Annotated in this window: 15 protein-coding genes; 10 read left to right on the plus strand and 5 right to left on the minus strand. The window is 71.8% G+C overall.

Annotated features, from left to right (window positions below; translation table 11 throughout):
• Positions 1-80: 80 nt before the first annotated feature.
• Entirely contained in the window at positions 81-782 is a 702-nt protein-coding gene (locus ACQP2Y_RS18515; RefSeq protein ID WP_433729849.1) for a DUF5317 family protein, read from the minus strand.
• A 131-nt stretch (positions 783-913) separates the two neighbouring features.
• Between ACQP2Y_RS18515 and ACQP2Y_RS18520 the strand changes: the two genes are divergently transcribed.
• Positions 914-2,968: a prolyl oligopeptidase family serine peptidase gene (locus ACQP2Y_RS18520; protein WP_433729851.1), complete on the plus strand. Its 2,055-nt coding sequence runs from the start codon at positions 914-916 to the stop codon at positions 2,966-2,968.
• 6 nt (positions 2,969-2,974) lie between these two features.
• Here the strand turns inward: ACQP2Y_RS18520 and ACQP2Y_RS18525 are convergent, their stop codons facing one another.
• A complete protein-coding gene (locus tag ACQP2Y_RS18525) occupies positions 2,975-3,511 on the minus strand; it encodes a PadR family transcriptional regulator (protein WP_360835626.1) in 537 nt (178 codons plus the stop codon).
• Positions 3,512-3,594: 83 nt separating this feature from the next.
• Between ACQP2Y_RS18525 and ACQP2Y_RS18530 the strand changes: the two genes are divergently transcribed.
• The 6 genes from ACQP2Y_RS18530 to ACQP2Y_RS18555 all read left to right on the plus strand — a co-directional run bounded on the left by ACQP2Y_RS18530 (position 3,595) and on the right by ACQP2Y_RS18555 (position 9,268).
• The gene (locus ACQP2Y_RS18530; protein ID WP_433729854.1) at positions 3,595-4,092 is read left to right on the plus strand and encodes a hypothetical protein; all 498 of its coding nucleotides are present in this window, start codon (positions 3,595-3,597) and stop codon (positions 4,090-4,092) included.
• Positions 4,093-4,176: 84 nt separating this feature from the next.
• Positions 4,177-4,641 carry an SRPBCC family protein gene (locus ACQP2Y_RS18535; RefSeq protein ID WP_433729856.1) on the plus strand — a complete coding sequence of 155 codons (465 nt, stop codon included), beginning with the start codon at positions 4,177-4,179 and terminating at the stop codon, positions 4,639-4,641.
• A gap of 215 nt (positions 4,642-4,856) precedes the next feature.
• Positions 4,857-6,416: a pectate lyase family protein gene (locus ACQP2Y_RS18540; RefSeq protein ID WP_433729858.1), complete on the plus strand. Its 1,560-nt coding sequence runs from the start codon at positions 4,857-4,859 to the stop codon at positions 6,414-6,416.
• A 123-nt stretch (positions 6,417-6,539) separates the two neighbouring features.
• Entirely contained in the window at positions 6,540-7,091 is a 552-nt protein-coding gene (locus ACQP2Y_RS18545; RefSeq protein ID WP_433729860.1) for a hypothetical protein, read from the plus strand.
• Positions 7,092-7,115: 24 nt separating this feature from the next.
• Positions 7,116-7,898: a hypothetical protein gene (locus ACQP2Y_RS18550; protein WP_433729862.1), complete on the plus strand. Its 783-nt coding sequence runs from the start codon at positions 7,116-7,118 to the stop codon at positions 7,896-7,898.
• Positions 7,899-8,023: 125 nt separating this feature from the next.
• Positions 8,024-9,268: a hypothetical protein gene (locus ACQP2Y_RS18555; RefSeq protein ID WP_433729864.1), complete on the plus strand. Its 1,245-nt coding sequence runs from the start codon at positions 8,024-8,026 to the stop codon at positions 9,266-9,268.
• Here ACQP2Y_RS18555 and ACQP2Y_RS18560 read toward each other — a convergent pair.
• Positions 9,255-9,725 carry a DUF4262 domain-containing protein gene (locus tag ACQP2Y_RS18560; RefSeq protein WP_433729866.1) on the minus strand — a complete coding sequence of 157 codons (471 nt, stop codon included), beginning with the start codon at positions 9,723-9,725 and terminating at the stop codon, positions 9,255-9,257. The two genes, ACQP2Y_RS18555 and ACQP2Y_RS18560, sit on opposite strands and share 14 nt — an antisense overlap.
• A gap of 168 nt (positions 9,726-9,893) precedes the next feature.
• Between ACQP2Y_RS18560 and ACQP2Y_RS18565 the strand changes: the two genes are divergently transcribed.
• Positions 9,894-10,421, plus strand: a complete 528-nt coding sequence (locus ACQP2Y_RS18565) for a YsnF/AvaK domain-containing protein (protein WP_433729868.1) — start codon at positions 9,894-9,896, stop codon at positions 10,419-10,421.
• Here ACQP2Y_RS18565 and ACQP2Y_RS18570 read toward each other — a convergent pair.
• Both ACQP2Y_RS18570 and ACQP2Y_RS18575 read right to left on the minus strand, forming a co-directional pair.
• A complete protein-coding gene (locus ACQP2Y_RS18570) occupies positions 10,397-11,494 on the minus strand; it encodes a PQQ-dependent sugar dehydrogenase (protein ID WP_433729870.1) in 1,098 nt (365 codons plus the stop codon). The genes ACQP2Y_RS18565 and ACQP2Y_RS18570 overlap by 25 nt on opposite strands.
• A gap of 60 nt (positions 11,495-11,554) precedes the next feature.
• Positions 11,555-12,343: a DeoR/GlpR family DNA-binding transcription regulator gene (locus ACQP2Y_RS18575; protein ID WP_433729872.1), complete on the minus strand. Its 789-nt coding sequence runs from the start codon at positions 12,341-12,343 to the stop codon at positions 11,555-11,557.
• A gap of 109 nt (positions 12,344-12,452) precedes the next feature.
• On the opposite strand from ACQP2Y_RS18575, the gene ACQP2Y_RS18580 reads away from it, so the two are divergent.
• Together ACQP2Y_RS18580 and ACQP2Y_RS18585 are read left to right on the plus strand one after the other, a co-directional pair.
• Positions 12,453-13,745 carry an alpha-glucosidase/alpha-galactosidase gene (locus tag ACQP2Y_RS18580; protein WP_433729874.1) on the plus strand — a complete coding sequence of 431 codons (1,293 nt, stop codon included), beginning with the start codon at positions 12,453-12,455 and terminating at the stop codon, positions 13,743-13,745.
• 82 nt (positions 13,746-13,827) lie between these two features.
• A complete protein-coding gene (locus tag ACQP2Y_RS18585; protein WP_433729876.1) occupies positions 13,828-14,715 on the plus strand; it encodes an SIS domain-containing protein in 888 nt (295 codons plus the stop codon).
• Positions 14,716-14,718 lie beyond the last annotated feature (3 nt).

A 14,718-nucleotide genomic window follows, 5' to 3' on the forward strand; every position in this document is an offset into this window, starting at 1 on the left:
GCCGATCGTGAAAAGCAGCAGTGCTACGGCGGCCAGCGTGCAGACGGCGATGACGACTTCGCGCCATCGGACGGTCCGGGTCATGGGTGTCCTCCGCTCGTCAGCTTCCCTCGGTCATCGGTGCGCCGATCGTGGTGAGCAGCGTCGCCAGGGCCGCCACCGTGAGGATCGCCAGGGCGAGGCGCTGCCAGGTCCAGGTGTGGATCATGATTCATCTCCTCCGCGTCGCCGGGTTCGGCTTCGGGACCACCCCGCCGCTGGCGGCGCATCGCGAGCGCGACGAGCGCACAGGCGCCGACGCCGATCAGGATGTCGCCGGGGCTGATGACCGCGCGCAGCGGCGGCACGGGGATCGTGTCGCCGAGGAAGGCCAGCCGGGTGTGCGTGTGCGCCGGCTCGTTCTTGGCCGTCACGACCCCGGCGGTGAGCCCGGCGGCCCGGGCGGCCGCGGGCTCGTAGGGCATCCGGCCGTTGCCGGCGATGGCCAGCCCGTTGAGCGCGGCGCCGATCATGATCAGGGCTCCGGCGGCCCGCAGCGGCTGCGGCCAGCCGGCGATGCCCACGGCCAGCCAGGCCAGCACGGCGAGGAAGACCACTGCGAGCAGCGGCGGCTTCTCAATGACGGTGTTGTGCGTGAGCTGCACGGCCGCCGCGATCCACACCAGCCAGAGGGCCCTCGTCGCGAGAACGCGCAGCCCGGCGAGGCGCCCACCCAGCAGACAGCCGAGTGCGACACCGGCAGCGGGCGGGGCGGTTGTCAGCAGCACCATCCGCATCGACATGGTCGGGCCTCCTGGATCGCCGCCGGTGCCCTCGATCCTCGGCCCGGACGGGCCGGTCGACCAGGCAGGCACCCGGCAGCCGACCGGCAATCCGGGCACTCATGAAGCCGGGTCAGCGGAGAGACTGGGGTATGACTTCTTCGTTCCCCGCGCTGGTCGCCCGCACCCAGGGATTCACGCTCGGCCGCCCGCGCCGGTTCGCGGTGGCCCCCGACGGCTCCCGGGTGCTGTTCCTGCGCTCGCGCGGCGGGACCGACCCGGTCGGCGATCTCTGGTCGTACGAGGTCGCGACCGGGACGGAACGCCTGCTGGTGGACGCGACGGTGCTCGGGGCGGCCGACGGCGCGCCGCTGTCCGAGCGCGAGCGTGCCCGGCGGGAACGGGCCCGGGACCGGTCCGCGGGCATCGGCTCGTACGCCACCGACGCCGCCGTACGCACGGCCGTGTTCACCCTGGCCGGCCGGCTGTACGCGGTCGACGTGGCCTCCGCGAAGGTCACCGACCTGGGCGCGCAGGAGCCGGCCGCCGAGGCCCGGATCGACCCGACCGGCCGCACGGTCGCGTACGTGTGCGAGGCCGAGCTGCGGGTGGTCGGCCGCGACGGCAAGGACGACCGGCCGCTGGCCGAACCCGACGGCCCCGAGGTGACATGGGGTCTGCCCGAGCACGAGGCGTCCGAGTCGATGGACCGGTTCGAGGGCTACTGGTGGGCGCCGGACGGCCGCAGCCTGGTCGCGGCCCGGGTGGACAACACCCCGGTGCAGATCTGGTACGTCGCCGACCCGGGCCGCCCCGACCAGCCGCCGACCGCTGTGCGCTACCCGTCCGCGGGAACGCCGAACGCCGACGTCAGCCTGTACGTGCTCGGCCTGGACGGCAGCCGTACGCCGGTGGTCTGGGACCGGGCCGAATTCGAGTACGTGACCCGGGTGGTGTGGGACGCGACCGGGCTGCTGGTGGTCGTGCAGAACAGGCGCCAGACGGTGCTGCGCGTGCTCGCCGCCGATCCCGCGACCGGCGCCACCATGGTCCGGCAGGAGAACACCGACCCGGAATGGACGACGATCGTCACGGGCATCCCCGCGCACACCGCGTCGGGATCCCTGCTGTGGAGCGTGGACGACCGCGACACCCGGCGGCTCACCGCCGACGGCGTACCGGTCACGCCGTCCGGCCTGCAGCTGGACGAAGTGCTCTCGGTCGACGGCGACACCGTGCTGTTCGCAGCCAGGCAGAATCCCACCGAACGGCACCTGTGGACCTGGTCAGCGGCGGCCGGCCCGGCCCGGATCACCACGGTCCCCGGACTGTACGGCGGGCGCCGCGCGGGCGGCCTGACCGTGGTGGACGCGCAGACCCTCGACGGCGAGACAGTCACCGTCGACGGCCGCGAGCTGCGGAGTCTCGCCGCTGAACCGCCGGTCCGCCCGGCGCCGCAGCTCCTGACCCTGGGGGAGCGGGACCTGCGGACGGCGGTGCTGTTCCCCACCGGTCACGAGCCGGGTACGGCCCGGCTGCCGGTGCTGATGGACCCGTACGGTGGCTCAGCCGCGCAGCGGGCCGTCGCCGCCCGCTCCCGGTACTGGGCCGCCCAGTGGTTCGCCGACCATGGCTTCGCGGTGATCGTCGTGGACGGCCGCGGCACGCCCGGGCGCGGACCTGGCTGGGAACGCGCCCGCGCCGGCGACCACGCCGGCCCCCGCCTGCAGGACCAGGTGGACGCGCTGCACGCCGCGGCCGGGCGGTTCCCCGACCTGGACCTGGACCGGGTGGGCATCCGCGGCTGGTCGGCCGGCGGCTACCTGGCGGCCCTGGCGGTCCTGCGCCGCCCCGACGTGTTCCACGCCGCGGTGGCCGGCGCCCCGGTGACCGACCAGTTGCTCTACAGCTCCCACTGGCAGGAGCGCACGCTGGGCCTGCCGGCCGAGAACCCCGACGGGTACGCGCACGGCTCCCTGATCGCCGACGCCCCGAACCTGCGCCGGCCGTTGCTGCTGGTGCACGGCATGATCGACGACAACGTGCTGCCGGTGCACACGATGAAGCTGTCGGCGGCGCTGGTGGCGGCGGGCCGCCCGCACACCGTGCTGCCGCTGCCGGGCGTGACCCACATGGGCACGTCGGTGCCGGGCCTCTGGGAGTACGAGCTGGCCTTCCTGCGGGAGTCCCTCGGCATCGCCCGCTGACGCCGCTCAGCCGCCGGCGATCGCCGGCGGCAGGTCGTCGAACCAGGCCAGCATGGCCCGCTCGTACGCGAGCCCGAACGCCAGCGTGGCCACCGCATACGGTTCGGCCTCGGCCGCGCCGGGCGGCAGCTCCGCGTCGATCTGCTCGTACGCGGCCAGCCGGGCGGCGTGCGCCTCCCGGTGCCGGGCGACGACGGTGGCCAGCTGGTCCGCCGGGACGTGCCGGCCGAACATGATCGTCAGCAGCAGCGGGAAGCGGATCGTCTCCGGCTCGGGCTCGCGCGAGACCCAGGCCGTGAACGCCGCCCGGCCGGCGTCCGTGATCGCGTACGGGCGCCGATCCCGCCGGCCGCGTTCCTGGGCCTCGACCAGCCCGTCGGCGGCCATGGCGGCGAGCTCCCGGTAGACCTGGCTCTGGGTGAGCGACCAGAAGTCACCGATGCGGGACTGGGCCGTGGCGACCAGGTCCCAGCCGGACATCGGTCCCTCGTGCAGGAAGCCGAGCAGCGATGCGGCGGTGGCGTTGAGCGGCCGGGATGGCATGGACACCTCCTTGACATGTCATTGTGTCAGGTCGCACGATGGGGCCCACAACATTCCACTTAGACAGGTCACGGGGGCAGGTCATGGACTGGTGGCATCCGGCGCTCATAGCGGTCCACGCCACGGCGGGAGGCCTGGGTCTGCTGCTCGCGGTGCCGGTGATCCTGGCGCCCAAGCGGCGGGGCCGGCACCCGATGCTCGGCCGGGCCTACGCGGTCAGCGCCGCGGTGTTGTGCCTGACCGCGTTCGGCCTGGTCGCGTACGACCCCGGGCGGCTGGTGGGGCTGGCCGTCCTGGGCACATTGACCGCGGTGTGGGTGGGTGGCGGGGTGTGGCTGGCCCGCCGCCGGCCGGTGCTGGGCGGGTCGCCGTACGCGTGGCGGGTCTGGCATCTGAACCTGATGGGCAGCAGCGTGATCTCCTTCGTCACCGCCTTCCTGGTGCAGATGACGCGGGGCAGCCTGATCGCCTGGATCGCGCCGACCGTCGTCGGCACGGTGATCATCGCGCGGGCCAATCGCCGGGAGCTGGCCCGGCAGACTCCTGCCCGGGCGCGCGACCAGGGCCTGCCGGTGGCCTGACCAGGGTGTGTCACCGGCTCGGTGGATCTTCGGAACGGGGACGCTGGCATCAGTCAGCAGAGACCCCGTTCCGAGGAGCACGCCATGGCCACGATCCACCTCAAGCAGACCACCGCGGCGACACCTGAGCAGGTCGTCGCCGCGCTCACCGATTTCGGGCCGGGGCGTTCCGAGCTGTTCGGGAACAGCTCCGACGAGTTCCTGAAGGTGCATGACCGGGGCGCCGACTGGGCCGATGTCACCGAGGGGTCGGGCGGCATCTGGGAACGGTTGCGCTACGACTGGTCCGATCCGCGCCGCGTTGTCATGACGACCACCGACTCCAACATCTGGGGTGGCGCGTCGGGTCACACCTACACCCTCACCCGGCAGCCCGGGGGCGGCACCGACCTGGACGTCGTGGTGGTGCGCGAGGGCCGCAACCTCAAGGGGCGGGTGGTCGGGGCGCTGCTCGGCACCGTGGGCAAGGGCTTCCTCGCGAAGACCCTCGGCAACACCGTCAAGGCGATCGAGGCCCGCGCCGGTACCCCGGGTGGTGGCCGCGGCTGACTCAGCTGCAATACCGCCTCAGTTGCAATACCGCGGAAACATCACGGCCTTATGCCCGTAATCCGGACACGACCTTGCCCTATCGACGAACGTCTCTCTATCCTCGCTCCAGGTAAGCGCTTTCCTGGCCCGAGCCGGCCGGCATCTTCGTCGGTGCCGTGGGGCGCTGCACCCTTCCCGGACCCACGGCACATGCGAGGAAAGGTGAGACGAGGATGAGACGAACAGTCGCATTGCGACTCTTGGCGGCACTGGGCACGGCGGCCGTCGGTGGCGCCGTCGCGGTAGCTCTGCCGATGTCCGAGGCGTCGGCCGCGACCGGTGGCGTCACCGGCTACGCGACCCAGAACGGCGGCACCACCGGCGGCGCGGGCGGGCAGACGGTGCGGGCCACCACGGGCACCGCGATCCACGCGGCCCTGTGCGGCCGGGCCAGCAGCAGCACCCCGATCATCATCGAGGTGCAGGGCACCATCAACCACGGCAACACCACCAAGGTGTCCGGGAGCAGCTGCAACACCGCGGCCGACAAGATCGAGCTCAAGGAGATCAGCAACGTCACGATCATCGGGGTCGGTGGCGGCGCGGTCTTCGACCAGCTGGGCATCCACATCCGGGACTCCAGCAACATCATCATCCAGAACGTGACCGTCCGGAACGTCAAGAAGTCGGGCTCGCCCACCTCCAACGGCGGCGACGCCATCGGCATGGAGAGCACCGTCCGCAACGTCTGGGTCGACCACGCCACCCTGGAGGCGTCGGGCGGGGAGTCGGAGGGCTTCGACGGCCTGTTCGACATGAAGGACAACACCCAGTACGTGACGTTGTCCTACAGCATCCTGCGCAACTCCGGCCGCGGCGGCCTGATCGGCTCCAGCGAGAGCGACCGGTCCAACAGCTTCATCACGTTCCACCACAACTCGTACGAGAACATCGACTCGCGCACGCCCCTGCTGCGGGGCGGCATCGCGCACATCTACAACAACTCGTACGTGAGCCTCCACGAGTCCGGCATCAACTCCCGGGCCGGCGCCCGCGCCAAGGTGGAGAACAACTACTTCAAGAACTCCAAGGACGTGCTGGGCACCTTCTACACCTCCGAGGCCGGCTTCTGGCAGGTCAGCGGCAACATCTTCGACAACGTGACGTGGTCCGCCCCGGGCAGCGAGAACAACCCCGCCGGCCCCAACCCGCAGAGCAACACCACAGTCAGCATCCCGTACGCGTACACCCTGGACGGCGCCTCCTGCGTGCCGGCGATCGTCAGCCAGACGGCCGGCGCCAACAAGGGTCTGCAGGTCTCGAACGGCAACTGCTCGCCGCAGCAGCCGACCCCGACCACGCCCGGCCCGACCAACCCCACGCCCACCACGCCGGCCCCCACCACCCCGCCGCCGACCCAGCCCAGCGGCACGAACCTGAGCATCGGCGCCGGCTCGGACGGCTCCAGCAAGGCCAGCGGTACGGGCTACGGCAACGTCCGCGACGGCGACCTGAGTACCTTCTGGTCCCCGGCCGGCGCGACCGGCTCCATCTCGATCAAGTGGGGCTCCGCGACCACGGTTTCCCGGATCAACATCCGCGAGGCGTCGGGCTCGGCCGGCAGCATCGGCTCCTGGCAGGTCATCAACCACGCCACCGGCGCCGTGCTGGCCTCGGGCAGCGGGGCGGGCGTGATCAGCTTCGCCGCGACGTCGCTGACCAAGATCACCTTCAACATCACGAGCTCGACCGGTGCGCCCAAGGTCGCCGAGTTCGAGACGTACGCCGGCTGACGGCCGGTAGTCCATCGCAGAAGAACGGGGTCGCCGGGGTCGGCGGCCCCGTTTTCGTGCACCCGCGGACATTGATGATGTGCGATGATGGGAGCGCTCCCATGACCGTCCCGGGAGGTCTTCTTGACCGCCGTCAGTTCTGCTCCGCGCCACTTGCGGCAGCGTCGCCGCGTACCGTCCTATGTCGTTGCCTCGGCCCTCGCGGCCGGATGGGCCGCGATGCTGCTCGCCGCGCCGCACATGCCGGCCGCGACGGGCATCCGGCCGTTCGCCCTCTTCGTGCACCTGGCCGCGCTCGTGCTGGGCATGGGCGCGGTGCTCAGCCTGGACTGGTTCGGTCTGATGTGGCTGATCGGGCGCCAGGACCTGCTCTCCCTGGTGCGTGCGGCCCAGGTCGCACACACCCCGATCTGGCTGGGCCTGGCCGGCCTGAGCCTGAGCGGGGTGTTCCTGGCCCCGGACACCTCCGCGCCGCTCACCGTGGTCAAGCTGGTCGCCGTGCTGGTCGTGGCGCTCAACGGCCTGAGCGCCGCGACGGTCCAGCGGCGCCTGCTCGCTCTCAACGGCACGACCCCGCCGCGCCGGTTGCTGGCGCGCGCTGTCCTGGTGGCGACCATCTCCCAGGCCGGCTGGTGGACCGCCACGCTCGTGGGCTTCCTCAACGCCCAACCCTGACCGTCCCGACCCCAGGAGGAAACATTGAAGCCCATCCGTCTGCTGACCGCCGTCTCCACGCTGACGCTGTGCCTGCTCGCCGGCAGCGGCACCGCCGGCGCGGCGGGTGCGTCCGGCGCCCGTGACTGTACGAGGCCAGGTGTGCTGTTCTGCGAGAACTTCGACCGGCTGCCGGTCGGCGGGGCCAGCAGCCTCGACTGGGGGATCGACACCCGCAACGGCACACTGACCGTGGAACGCCGGGCGGCCGGCCGAGGCGGCAAGGTGCTGCACGTCCGCACCGTCGACAACGGGCGCGCGTTCCTGCGGGTCGACGATCTCGCCGTACCCCCGGGCGGTTTCTACGGCCGGATGCGACTGCGCGTCGACGCGTTCCCGACCGCGCCCGACTGGGCGCACTTCACCCTGGTCGAGGCGACCGGATCGGGCAGCGCCGAGGTGGTACGCCCGCTCGGCGGGCAGTACGTGCCCACAGTGGACCGGTCCCTGTGGGGCATCGGAGCGGACGGCGGACCCACCGGCGACTGGACCGCCTGGACCGAGTCGGCCCCGGCCGTCGCGGACACCTGGCAGTGCGTGGAATGGCGTCTCGATGCGGCGACGAACACGGTGACCACCTGGATCGGCGACGACGTGACCCTGACCGCCGGCGAAGGGGCGCACGGCGGCAACCAGGTCCCGTTCGTGCTGCCGGCCGTCGACACGGTCAAGATCGGCTGGCAGCTGTACCAGGGCGGCACCACGCCGGCCGGCTTCGACCTCTGGATCGACGACATCGCGCTCTCCGCCCGGCGCCTCGGCTGCTGACGCTCCCGCTTCAGCCGCACGCCACCATGACCGACGTCACGAACATTGACGGCTGTCGTGGTGGCGTGGTCAGATCGGCGGACCGGAGTATTCCTCGCGTTCCGCCGACCCCTTCGGAGGCCGACGTGTCCCTGCGCCGTATCTCGGCCCTCATTTCCGGACTCCTGCTCGTCGTGGCGGCGGCCGCGATCCCCTCGCCCGCCGTTGCCGCGCTGCCCACCGCCGCGGTCGCGCTGGGCGACAGCTTCATCAGTGGCGAGGGCGCCGGGAGCTACGAGCCGGTCGTGGACGTCAACGGCACCAGCCGCGGCTTCCCGGGCTGGTCCGCGGCCAACACCGACGCCTACTTCTGCCACCGTTCCGCCGGGGCGTCGCTGCACCGGGCCGACCTGCCCGGCATCCAGGCGCGGTTCAACCTGGCCTGCTCGGGCGCTCAGCCGCAGAACCTCGCCCGTCCGGGCCAGGACCGGCCGCGGGGCCGTGCTGTGGCGGCCCAGCTCGACCAGTTGCGAGCGGTCGCGGGTGCGTACGACATCGACCTGGTCCTGATCGGGCTCGGTTCCAACAACAGTCAGTTCACCTTCGGTGACGTCGCCTCCGAGTGCGCCAACCGGTTCATCGCCGACGCGTGGACCGGCTGGTGGGAGCTGTGGGCGTACATCAACGGGCCGGTCGAGCAGGAGCCGTGCACGGCCGACGACCTGGCCACCGCCGTGCAGGTCGCCACTGCCGTCGAGGAGACGAGGGCGGCCGTGCGGGGCCTGCTGACCACGCTGGACGCGGTCGACGCCGACGGGCAGCACCGGGTCGTCTTCCAGGACTACACCAATCCGCTGGCCACGGATGTCGTGCCCAGCCTGTACACCGAGGACAACCGCGCCGACGACCGGGACAAGTTCCGGGCGCTGGGCGCGGAGCGGTACCGGGCCGGTTGTCCCGTGCACCGCGCCAGCCTGGCGGCCGGGCACTCGTTCTCCGCGGCCCTGGGCAGCTTGGTGTCGGCCGTGCACGCCGGCCTGTCGGCTGAGTTCCCCGGCGCCGACCTGGTCTATCTCAACGTGCAACGGGCGTTCGACGGCGCCCGGCTGTGCGAGTCCGGCGCCGACCCCGCCGCTGCCCTGGCCACCCCGATCCGCCTGCAGGACGGCCCGACCGGCGTCTTCCTGACCGACCTCGCGGGCTACGACAAGATCGCCGTGCAGCGCATCGCCAGCTCCTGCGTCTCGTACTTCCAGACCTGCCAGGAGTCGTGGCACCCCAACGCGAACGGGCACGCGGTGCTGGGCCGCTGCCTGACCGGCGCGGCCGCGACAGCCGCCCGTACGGTGACCTGCACCCGCAGCCCGGACGGCCAGCTCACCGTCCGGTGACCCGGGAGTGCTCGCCCAGCACCGGCATGTCGTGCACCCTGGTGCCGGGCTGCCACGGCCACCGGTGGTACCGGTCCGGCCACACGATCTGCAGGGCCCGTAGCCGCCTGCCGGTGCCGGCGTAGAACTGCGCGGCGACGGGCAGGTGCCGCCCTGGCTCGGTCACCGCGACGAAGGTGACCGGGTGTCCCTCGAGCACATCGTCGGCGGTGGCGCCCGCGGCGAGCTCCCGGCGCCCGGCGATGACCGCGGCGGCCAGGGCCCGCAGGGCGGGACGGGTGATGTCCGGCGGCAGCCCGAACAGGATCAGCTCCGGCTGGCCGCGGCCGGTCAGGCCGACCGTGTACCAGCAGGTCTCCAGGGCCGTCGGCTGCGGCTCGAACTGCAGGTACACGCCGGCCTGCTCGATGGTCGCGGCGATCGCGCGGAGCGCGGCGTCGTGGTGCCCGGCCGTCATCAGATCCGCCCTCCCGTGTGCTTCGCCTGCGGCATACCCGGACGCCGACGAGATTACCGACCCGATCGGGTGCGGAAGCGCCCGGCGCGTTTACGTCGTAAACGTACGGGCAGTTCTGCGGCACCGCGGCGCCGCAGGTCGCGGGCAGACGACGCTCATGGAGGCAGTGTGGACACCCACTTGGACGCGATGAGCGACGACCAGCTTCGGGAACGGGTCCACGAGGCCGGCGTGCTCGGCGCCGCGGAGCTGTCCCGCGACGAGCTGATCGCCACACTGCGCGACGGTGCGATGACCCGGTCGGAGGAGCGGCTGGTTGTCGGCGCGGACGTCGTGGAGATCGGCCGGGCCCGGCTGCGTAAGCACGTGGTCACCGAGGACGTGCAGATCACCGTCACGATCCGCCGCGAGGAGCTGCGGCTGGAACGTGAGCCGATCCCGTCCCACGCGCAGTCGCTGGTCACGGACCCGGACGTGTTCGGCACCGACGAGGCCTTCCTGACGCCGGACGGCGGCACCATCTTCGCGGTCACCCTGCACGAGGAGCGGCCGGTCGTCACCACCGAGATCGTGCCGGTCGAGCGGGTCCGCCTGCGCAAGGTGATCCACACCGACCAGCAGACCGTCTCGGGCGAGGTGCGCAAGGAACGGATCGAGGTCCAGGTGCCGGGTCAGCCGCCGGCGACCGTGGACTGAGCCGGGAAGCGGATCACCCGGTCGTCGGTCGCCGCCGGCGTGCCCCGGCCGTCCCGGTTGCTCGTGGTGATCCAGAGCGAGCCGTCCGGTGCCCGTTCGGCGGTACGCAGGCGGCCGTACTGGCCCTGCAGCAGTGCGGTCGGCGTGCCGGCGCCGCCGTTGCCGTCCAGCGGGACCGACCAGAGCCGCTGGCCGCGCAGCGCGGCGACGTAGAGCGTGCTGCCGTCGATCGTGGCGCCGCTGGGCGAGGCCTCGGCGGTGCTCCACACGACGATCGGGTTGCGGAAGCGGCTGTCGGTGCTGCGGCCCTCGACCGTCGGCCAGCCGTAGTTGCCGCCGGGCACGATCTGGTTGACCTCGTCCCAGGTGTTCTGGCCGAACTCGGCGGCGTACAGCCGGCCCTGGGCGTCCCAGGCCAGGCCCTGCACGTTGCGGTGGCCCAGGCTGTAGACCAGGGAGCCGGGGAACGGGTTGCCCTCGGCGGGGACACCGCCGTCCGGCCGCATCCGCAGGATCTTGCCGTTGCGGCTCTGCTGGTTCTGCGCGTTCGCGGTGGTGCCGGCGTCGCCGACGCCCGCGTAGAGCATGCCGTCCGGTCCGAAGGCGAGCCGGCCGCCGTCGTGGATGTTCGCCTTGGCGAGGCCGCTGAGGATCACCTGCTGGTCCTGCGGGGCGTCGAGCCGCAGGCGTGCGATGCGGTTGTCCGAGGCCGAGGTGAAGTAGACGTACACGTAGCCGTCCTCGGCGTACGTCGGGGACACCGCCAGGCCGAGCAGGCCGGCCTCACCGGCTGGGACGACCCCGTTGACCGTGGCGACCACGGCTGGTGCGCTGCCGGGACGCAGCTGCAGGATGCGGGCACTGTTGCGTTCGGCGACCAGGGCACTGCCGTCGGGCAGGAACCCGAGCCCCCACGGAACGGTGAGACCCGTCGCGACGACCTCCGGATCCGCCAGATCGGGGGCGAGCAGCACGGTCGTACGGGTTTCCGAGTGCGCTTCGGTGGCTTGCGCGACGGCGATGCTGCCGACACCGAGTATCAGCGTGCTGACCAGGGCGAGCTTGCGGCGCATGACTCCAACCTCCAGCTGGTGGCAATTGAAGCATGTCAATGTACTCCCCCTGAAGCCGACTCAGCTCGCGGCGCTGGCCACGATCACCTCGGTGCCGGCCCGGCGGATGGCCTCGATGCCCGCCGGATCCGCGCTCGTGTCGGTCACCAGCGTCGCCACGTCGGTGATGGCGCAGATGCCGGCCAGGCACACCTTGCCCACCTTCGAGCCGTCCGCCACCACGATGACCCGGTCGGCCCGCCGGATCATCACCGCGTTGGTGTTCGCCTCGATCTCGTCGTGGGTCGTCAGGCCGCCCCGGGCGCTGATGCCGTCCACCCCGACCACCGCCACCGCCATGTTCAGGCCGGCCAGCGCCTGGTCCGCGATCGGCCCGACCAGCTCGTACGACTGGGTGCGGGACACGCCGCCGGTCATGATCAGCTTGAGCCGGGGGCGCAGGGCCAGCTCGGCGGCGATGTTCAGCGCGTTGGTCACCACGGTCAGGTCGACGCGCTCGGCCAGCAGCCGGGCCAGCAGGTGGGTGGTCGTGCCGCCGGTCAGGCCCAGGGTCAGCGGGCCCTTCGGCAGCAGCGCCGCGACCTTCTGTGCCACCAGGGCCTTCTCCTCGCGGTGCTGGCCCACCCGGTAGCGCACGGGCAGCTCGTAGGCGACGTCGACCGCGACCGCGCCGCCGTGGGTGCGCGACAACAGCCGCTGATCCTCCAGGACCTGCAGGTCGCGGCGGATCGTGGCGGGGGAGACGCGGAACTCGTCGGCCAGGTGCCCGGCGTCGACGGAGCCGTGGCTGGCCACCCGCTCGAGGATGGCCGACACCCGGTCGGCGCGGCGCAGCGAACTCTGTGGCATGGGCCCTCATCAGGAAGGAATGATCAAACGCGCAGTCACTGTAGTTCGTTTCCAAGCGAAACACCAGATTTCCTTGCGTGCTTGGGGCGTAACCGCCAACAATCCCGCCATGACAGTGATCGCTTTCCTCGGCGCGGGCAGCGTCGTGTTCACCCGGGAACTGCTCGCCGACATCCTCTCCTTCGACGAGCTGCGCGGGGTCACCCTCGCCCTGCACGACATCGACGCCGAGCGCCTGGAGACGGCCGAGGCGATCGCCCGCCGTACGGCCGAACAGCTCGGCGCCCGGCCCGTCATCACCACCAGCCTGGACCGCCGGGCCGTGCTCGACGGCGCCGACTTCGTCATCAACGCCATCCAGGTCGGCATGCACGCCGCCACCGTGCGCGACTTCGAGATCCCGGCGAAGTACGGGCTGCGCCAGACCATCGGCGACACCCTCGGCGTCGGCGGCATCTTCCGCGCGCTGCGCACCTTCCCGGTGCTCGAGGGCATCGCCCGGGACATGCGCGAGCTGTGCCCGGACGCGTGGCTGCTCAACTACACCAACCCGATGGCGATGAACGTCGGCTACCTCGCGGCCGTCGCCCCCGAGCTCAAGGCCGTCGGCCTGTGCCACTCGGTCTACTGGACCGTGCGGGACCTGAGCGAATTGCTCGGCGTCCCGTACGAGGAAGTCGACTACACCGGAGCCGGAGTGAACCACCAGGCGTGGCTGCTGCGCTTCGAGCACCGCGGCGAGAGCCTGTATCCGCGGCTGGACGAGCTGCTCGCCCGGGATCCCGAGCTGAGGCGCCGGGTACGGATGGACATGTACTCGCGGCTGGGCTACTTCCCGACCGAGACCAGCGAGCACTCCTCGGAGTACCTGCCCTGGTATCTGCACGACGACGCCGAGATCGAGCGGCTGCGTATCCCGGTCGGCGACTACCTGCGGATCAGCGCCGACAACGTGGCCGAGTACCACGCTGTGCGCAAGTCTGTGCTGGCCGGCGAGCCCCTCGACGTCAGCCGCGACGCCACCGAGTACGCCCCCCAGGTCATCCACAGCATGGTCACCGGGACCCTGCGCCGCATCCACGGCAACGTCGCCAACCGCGGGCTGATCAGCAACCTGCCCGAGGACTACGCCGTCGAGGTGCCGTGCGTGGTCGACGCTCTGGGCGTACGCCCGGAACGGGTCGGCCCGCTGCCCCCGCAGTGCGCCGCGCTGAACCGCGGGTTTGTCAACGTGGGTCAGCTGACGGTGCAGGCGGCGATCACCGGCGACAAGCGGATGGTGCGGCAGGCGGCGATGGTCGACCCCAACACCGCGGCCACCCTGCCGGTGGAGCAGATCTGGGCATTGTGTGACGAGCTGACCGCGGCGCACGGCGAGCTGATCCCCGAATCGCTGCGGTGATCGCTCCAAGACGCGCAGCGTGGAATGCTCGTTTGGACGCTGAACCTTGTGAAGCGAAAACAAACGAGCATAATCCTCGACCATGAACGACACGTCGGAGGAAATCGCCAGCCAGCCCGCCGTCTGGGAACAGGGCCTCGGCCTGGCCGCCCAGGCCCGCCGTGAGCTCGCCGTGCCGGGGCAGCGGATGCTGGTCCTGGGCTGCGGCACCTCGTGGTTCGTCGCCCAGAGCATCGCCGAGCTGCGGGAGAGCGCCGGTCTCGGCGAGACCGACGCGGTGTGCGCCTCCGAGTACGTGCCCCGGCGCCGTTACGACCGCGTCGTGGCGATCACCCGCTCGGGCACCTCGACCGAGGTGCTCGACGCGCTGCGCCAGGTGCCGCAGGGCACCCACCGGGTGGCGGTCACCGCCGTCGCCGGGGAACCGGTCGACACGCTGGCCGAGACCCGGCTGCTGCTCGACTTCGCCGACGAGCGCAGCGTGGTGCAGACCCGCTTCCCGACCACGGTGCTGGCCCTGGCCCGTGCCGCGTTCGGGGCGGACCTGAGCCACCTGGTCGCGGACGGCATCGCCGCCCTCGAGGCGCCGCTGCCGGCCGACCCGGCCGACATCGACCACCTGGTGTTCCTGGGCACCGGCTGGACCGTCGGGCTCGCCCACGAGGCGGCGCTGAAGGTCCGCGAGGCGGCGCAGGCCTACTCGGAGTCGTACCCGGCGATGGACTTCCGGCACGGTCCGGTCGCCGTGGCGGGGGCCCGCAGCCTCGTCTTCTCGTTCGGCGAGGTGCCGCTCGCGCTCGACGAGGTCGGCCGTACGGCGGGAGCCACCACTTACCGCGACGACCGCGACCCGCTTGCCCAGCTGGTCCTCGCCCAGCGTTTCGCCCTGGCCCTGGCCGCGCACCGCGGCCTGGACCCCGACCGCCCCCGGCTGCTCACCAGATCCGTGGTCCTCACCGACGCGGTTTGACGA

The organism is Actinoplanes sp. CA-051413, assembly GCF_050955795.1.
GTDB lineage: Bacteria > Actinomycetota > Actinomycetes > Mycobacteriales > Micromonosporaceae > Actinoplanes.

Bases quoted from the DNA above. Each gene is read 5' to 3' on its own strand.
- ACQP2Y_RS18515 (WP_433729849.1), bottom strand. From the start codon at position 782: ATGTCGATGCGGATGGTGCTGCTGACAACCGCCCCGCCCGCTGCCGGT.
- ACQP2Y_RS18520 (WP_433729851.1), top strand. From the start codon at position 914: ATGACTTCTTCGTTCCCCGCGCTGGTCGCCCGCACCCAGGGATTCACG.
- ACQP2Y_RS18525 (WP_360835626.1), bottom strand. From the start codon at position 3,511: ATGCCATCCCGGCCGCTCAACGCCACCGCCGCATCGCTGCTCGGCTTC.
- ACQP2Y_RS18530 (WP_433729854.1), top strand. From the start codon at position 3,595: ATGGACTGGTGGCATCCGGCGCTCATAGCGGTCCACGCCACGGCGGGA.
- ACQP2Y_RS18535 (WP_433729856.1), top strand. From the start codon at position 4,177: ATGGCCACGATCCACCTCAAGCAGACCACCGCGGCGACACCTGAGCAG.
- ACQP2Y_RS18540 (WP_433729858.1), top strand. From the start codon at position 4,857: ATGAGACGAACAGTCGCATTGCGACTCTTGGCGGCACTGGGCACGGCG.
- ACQP2Y_RS18560 (WP_433729866.1), bottom strand. From the start codon at position 9,725: ATGACGGCCGGGCACCACGACGCCGCGCTCCGCGCGATCGCCGCGACC.
- ACQP2Y_RS18570 (WP_433729870.1), bottom strand. From the start codon at position 11,494: ATGCGCCGCAAGCTCGCCCTGGTCAGCACGCTGATACTCGGTGTCGGC.
- ACQP2Y_RS18575 (WP_433729872.1), bottom strand. From the start codon at position 12,343: ATGCCACAGAGTTCGCTGCGCCGCGCCGACCGGGTGTCGGCCATCCTC.
- ACQP2Y_RS18580 (WP_433729874.1), top strand. From the start codon at position 12,453: ATGACAGTGATCGCTTTCCTCGGCGCGGGCAGCGTCGTGTTCACCCGG.
- ACQP2Y_RS18585 (WP_433729876.1), top strand. From the start codon at position 13,828: ATGAACGACACGTCGGAGGAAATCGCCAGCCAGCCCGCCGTCTGGGAA.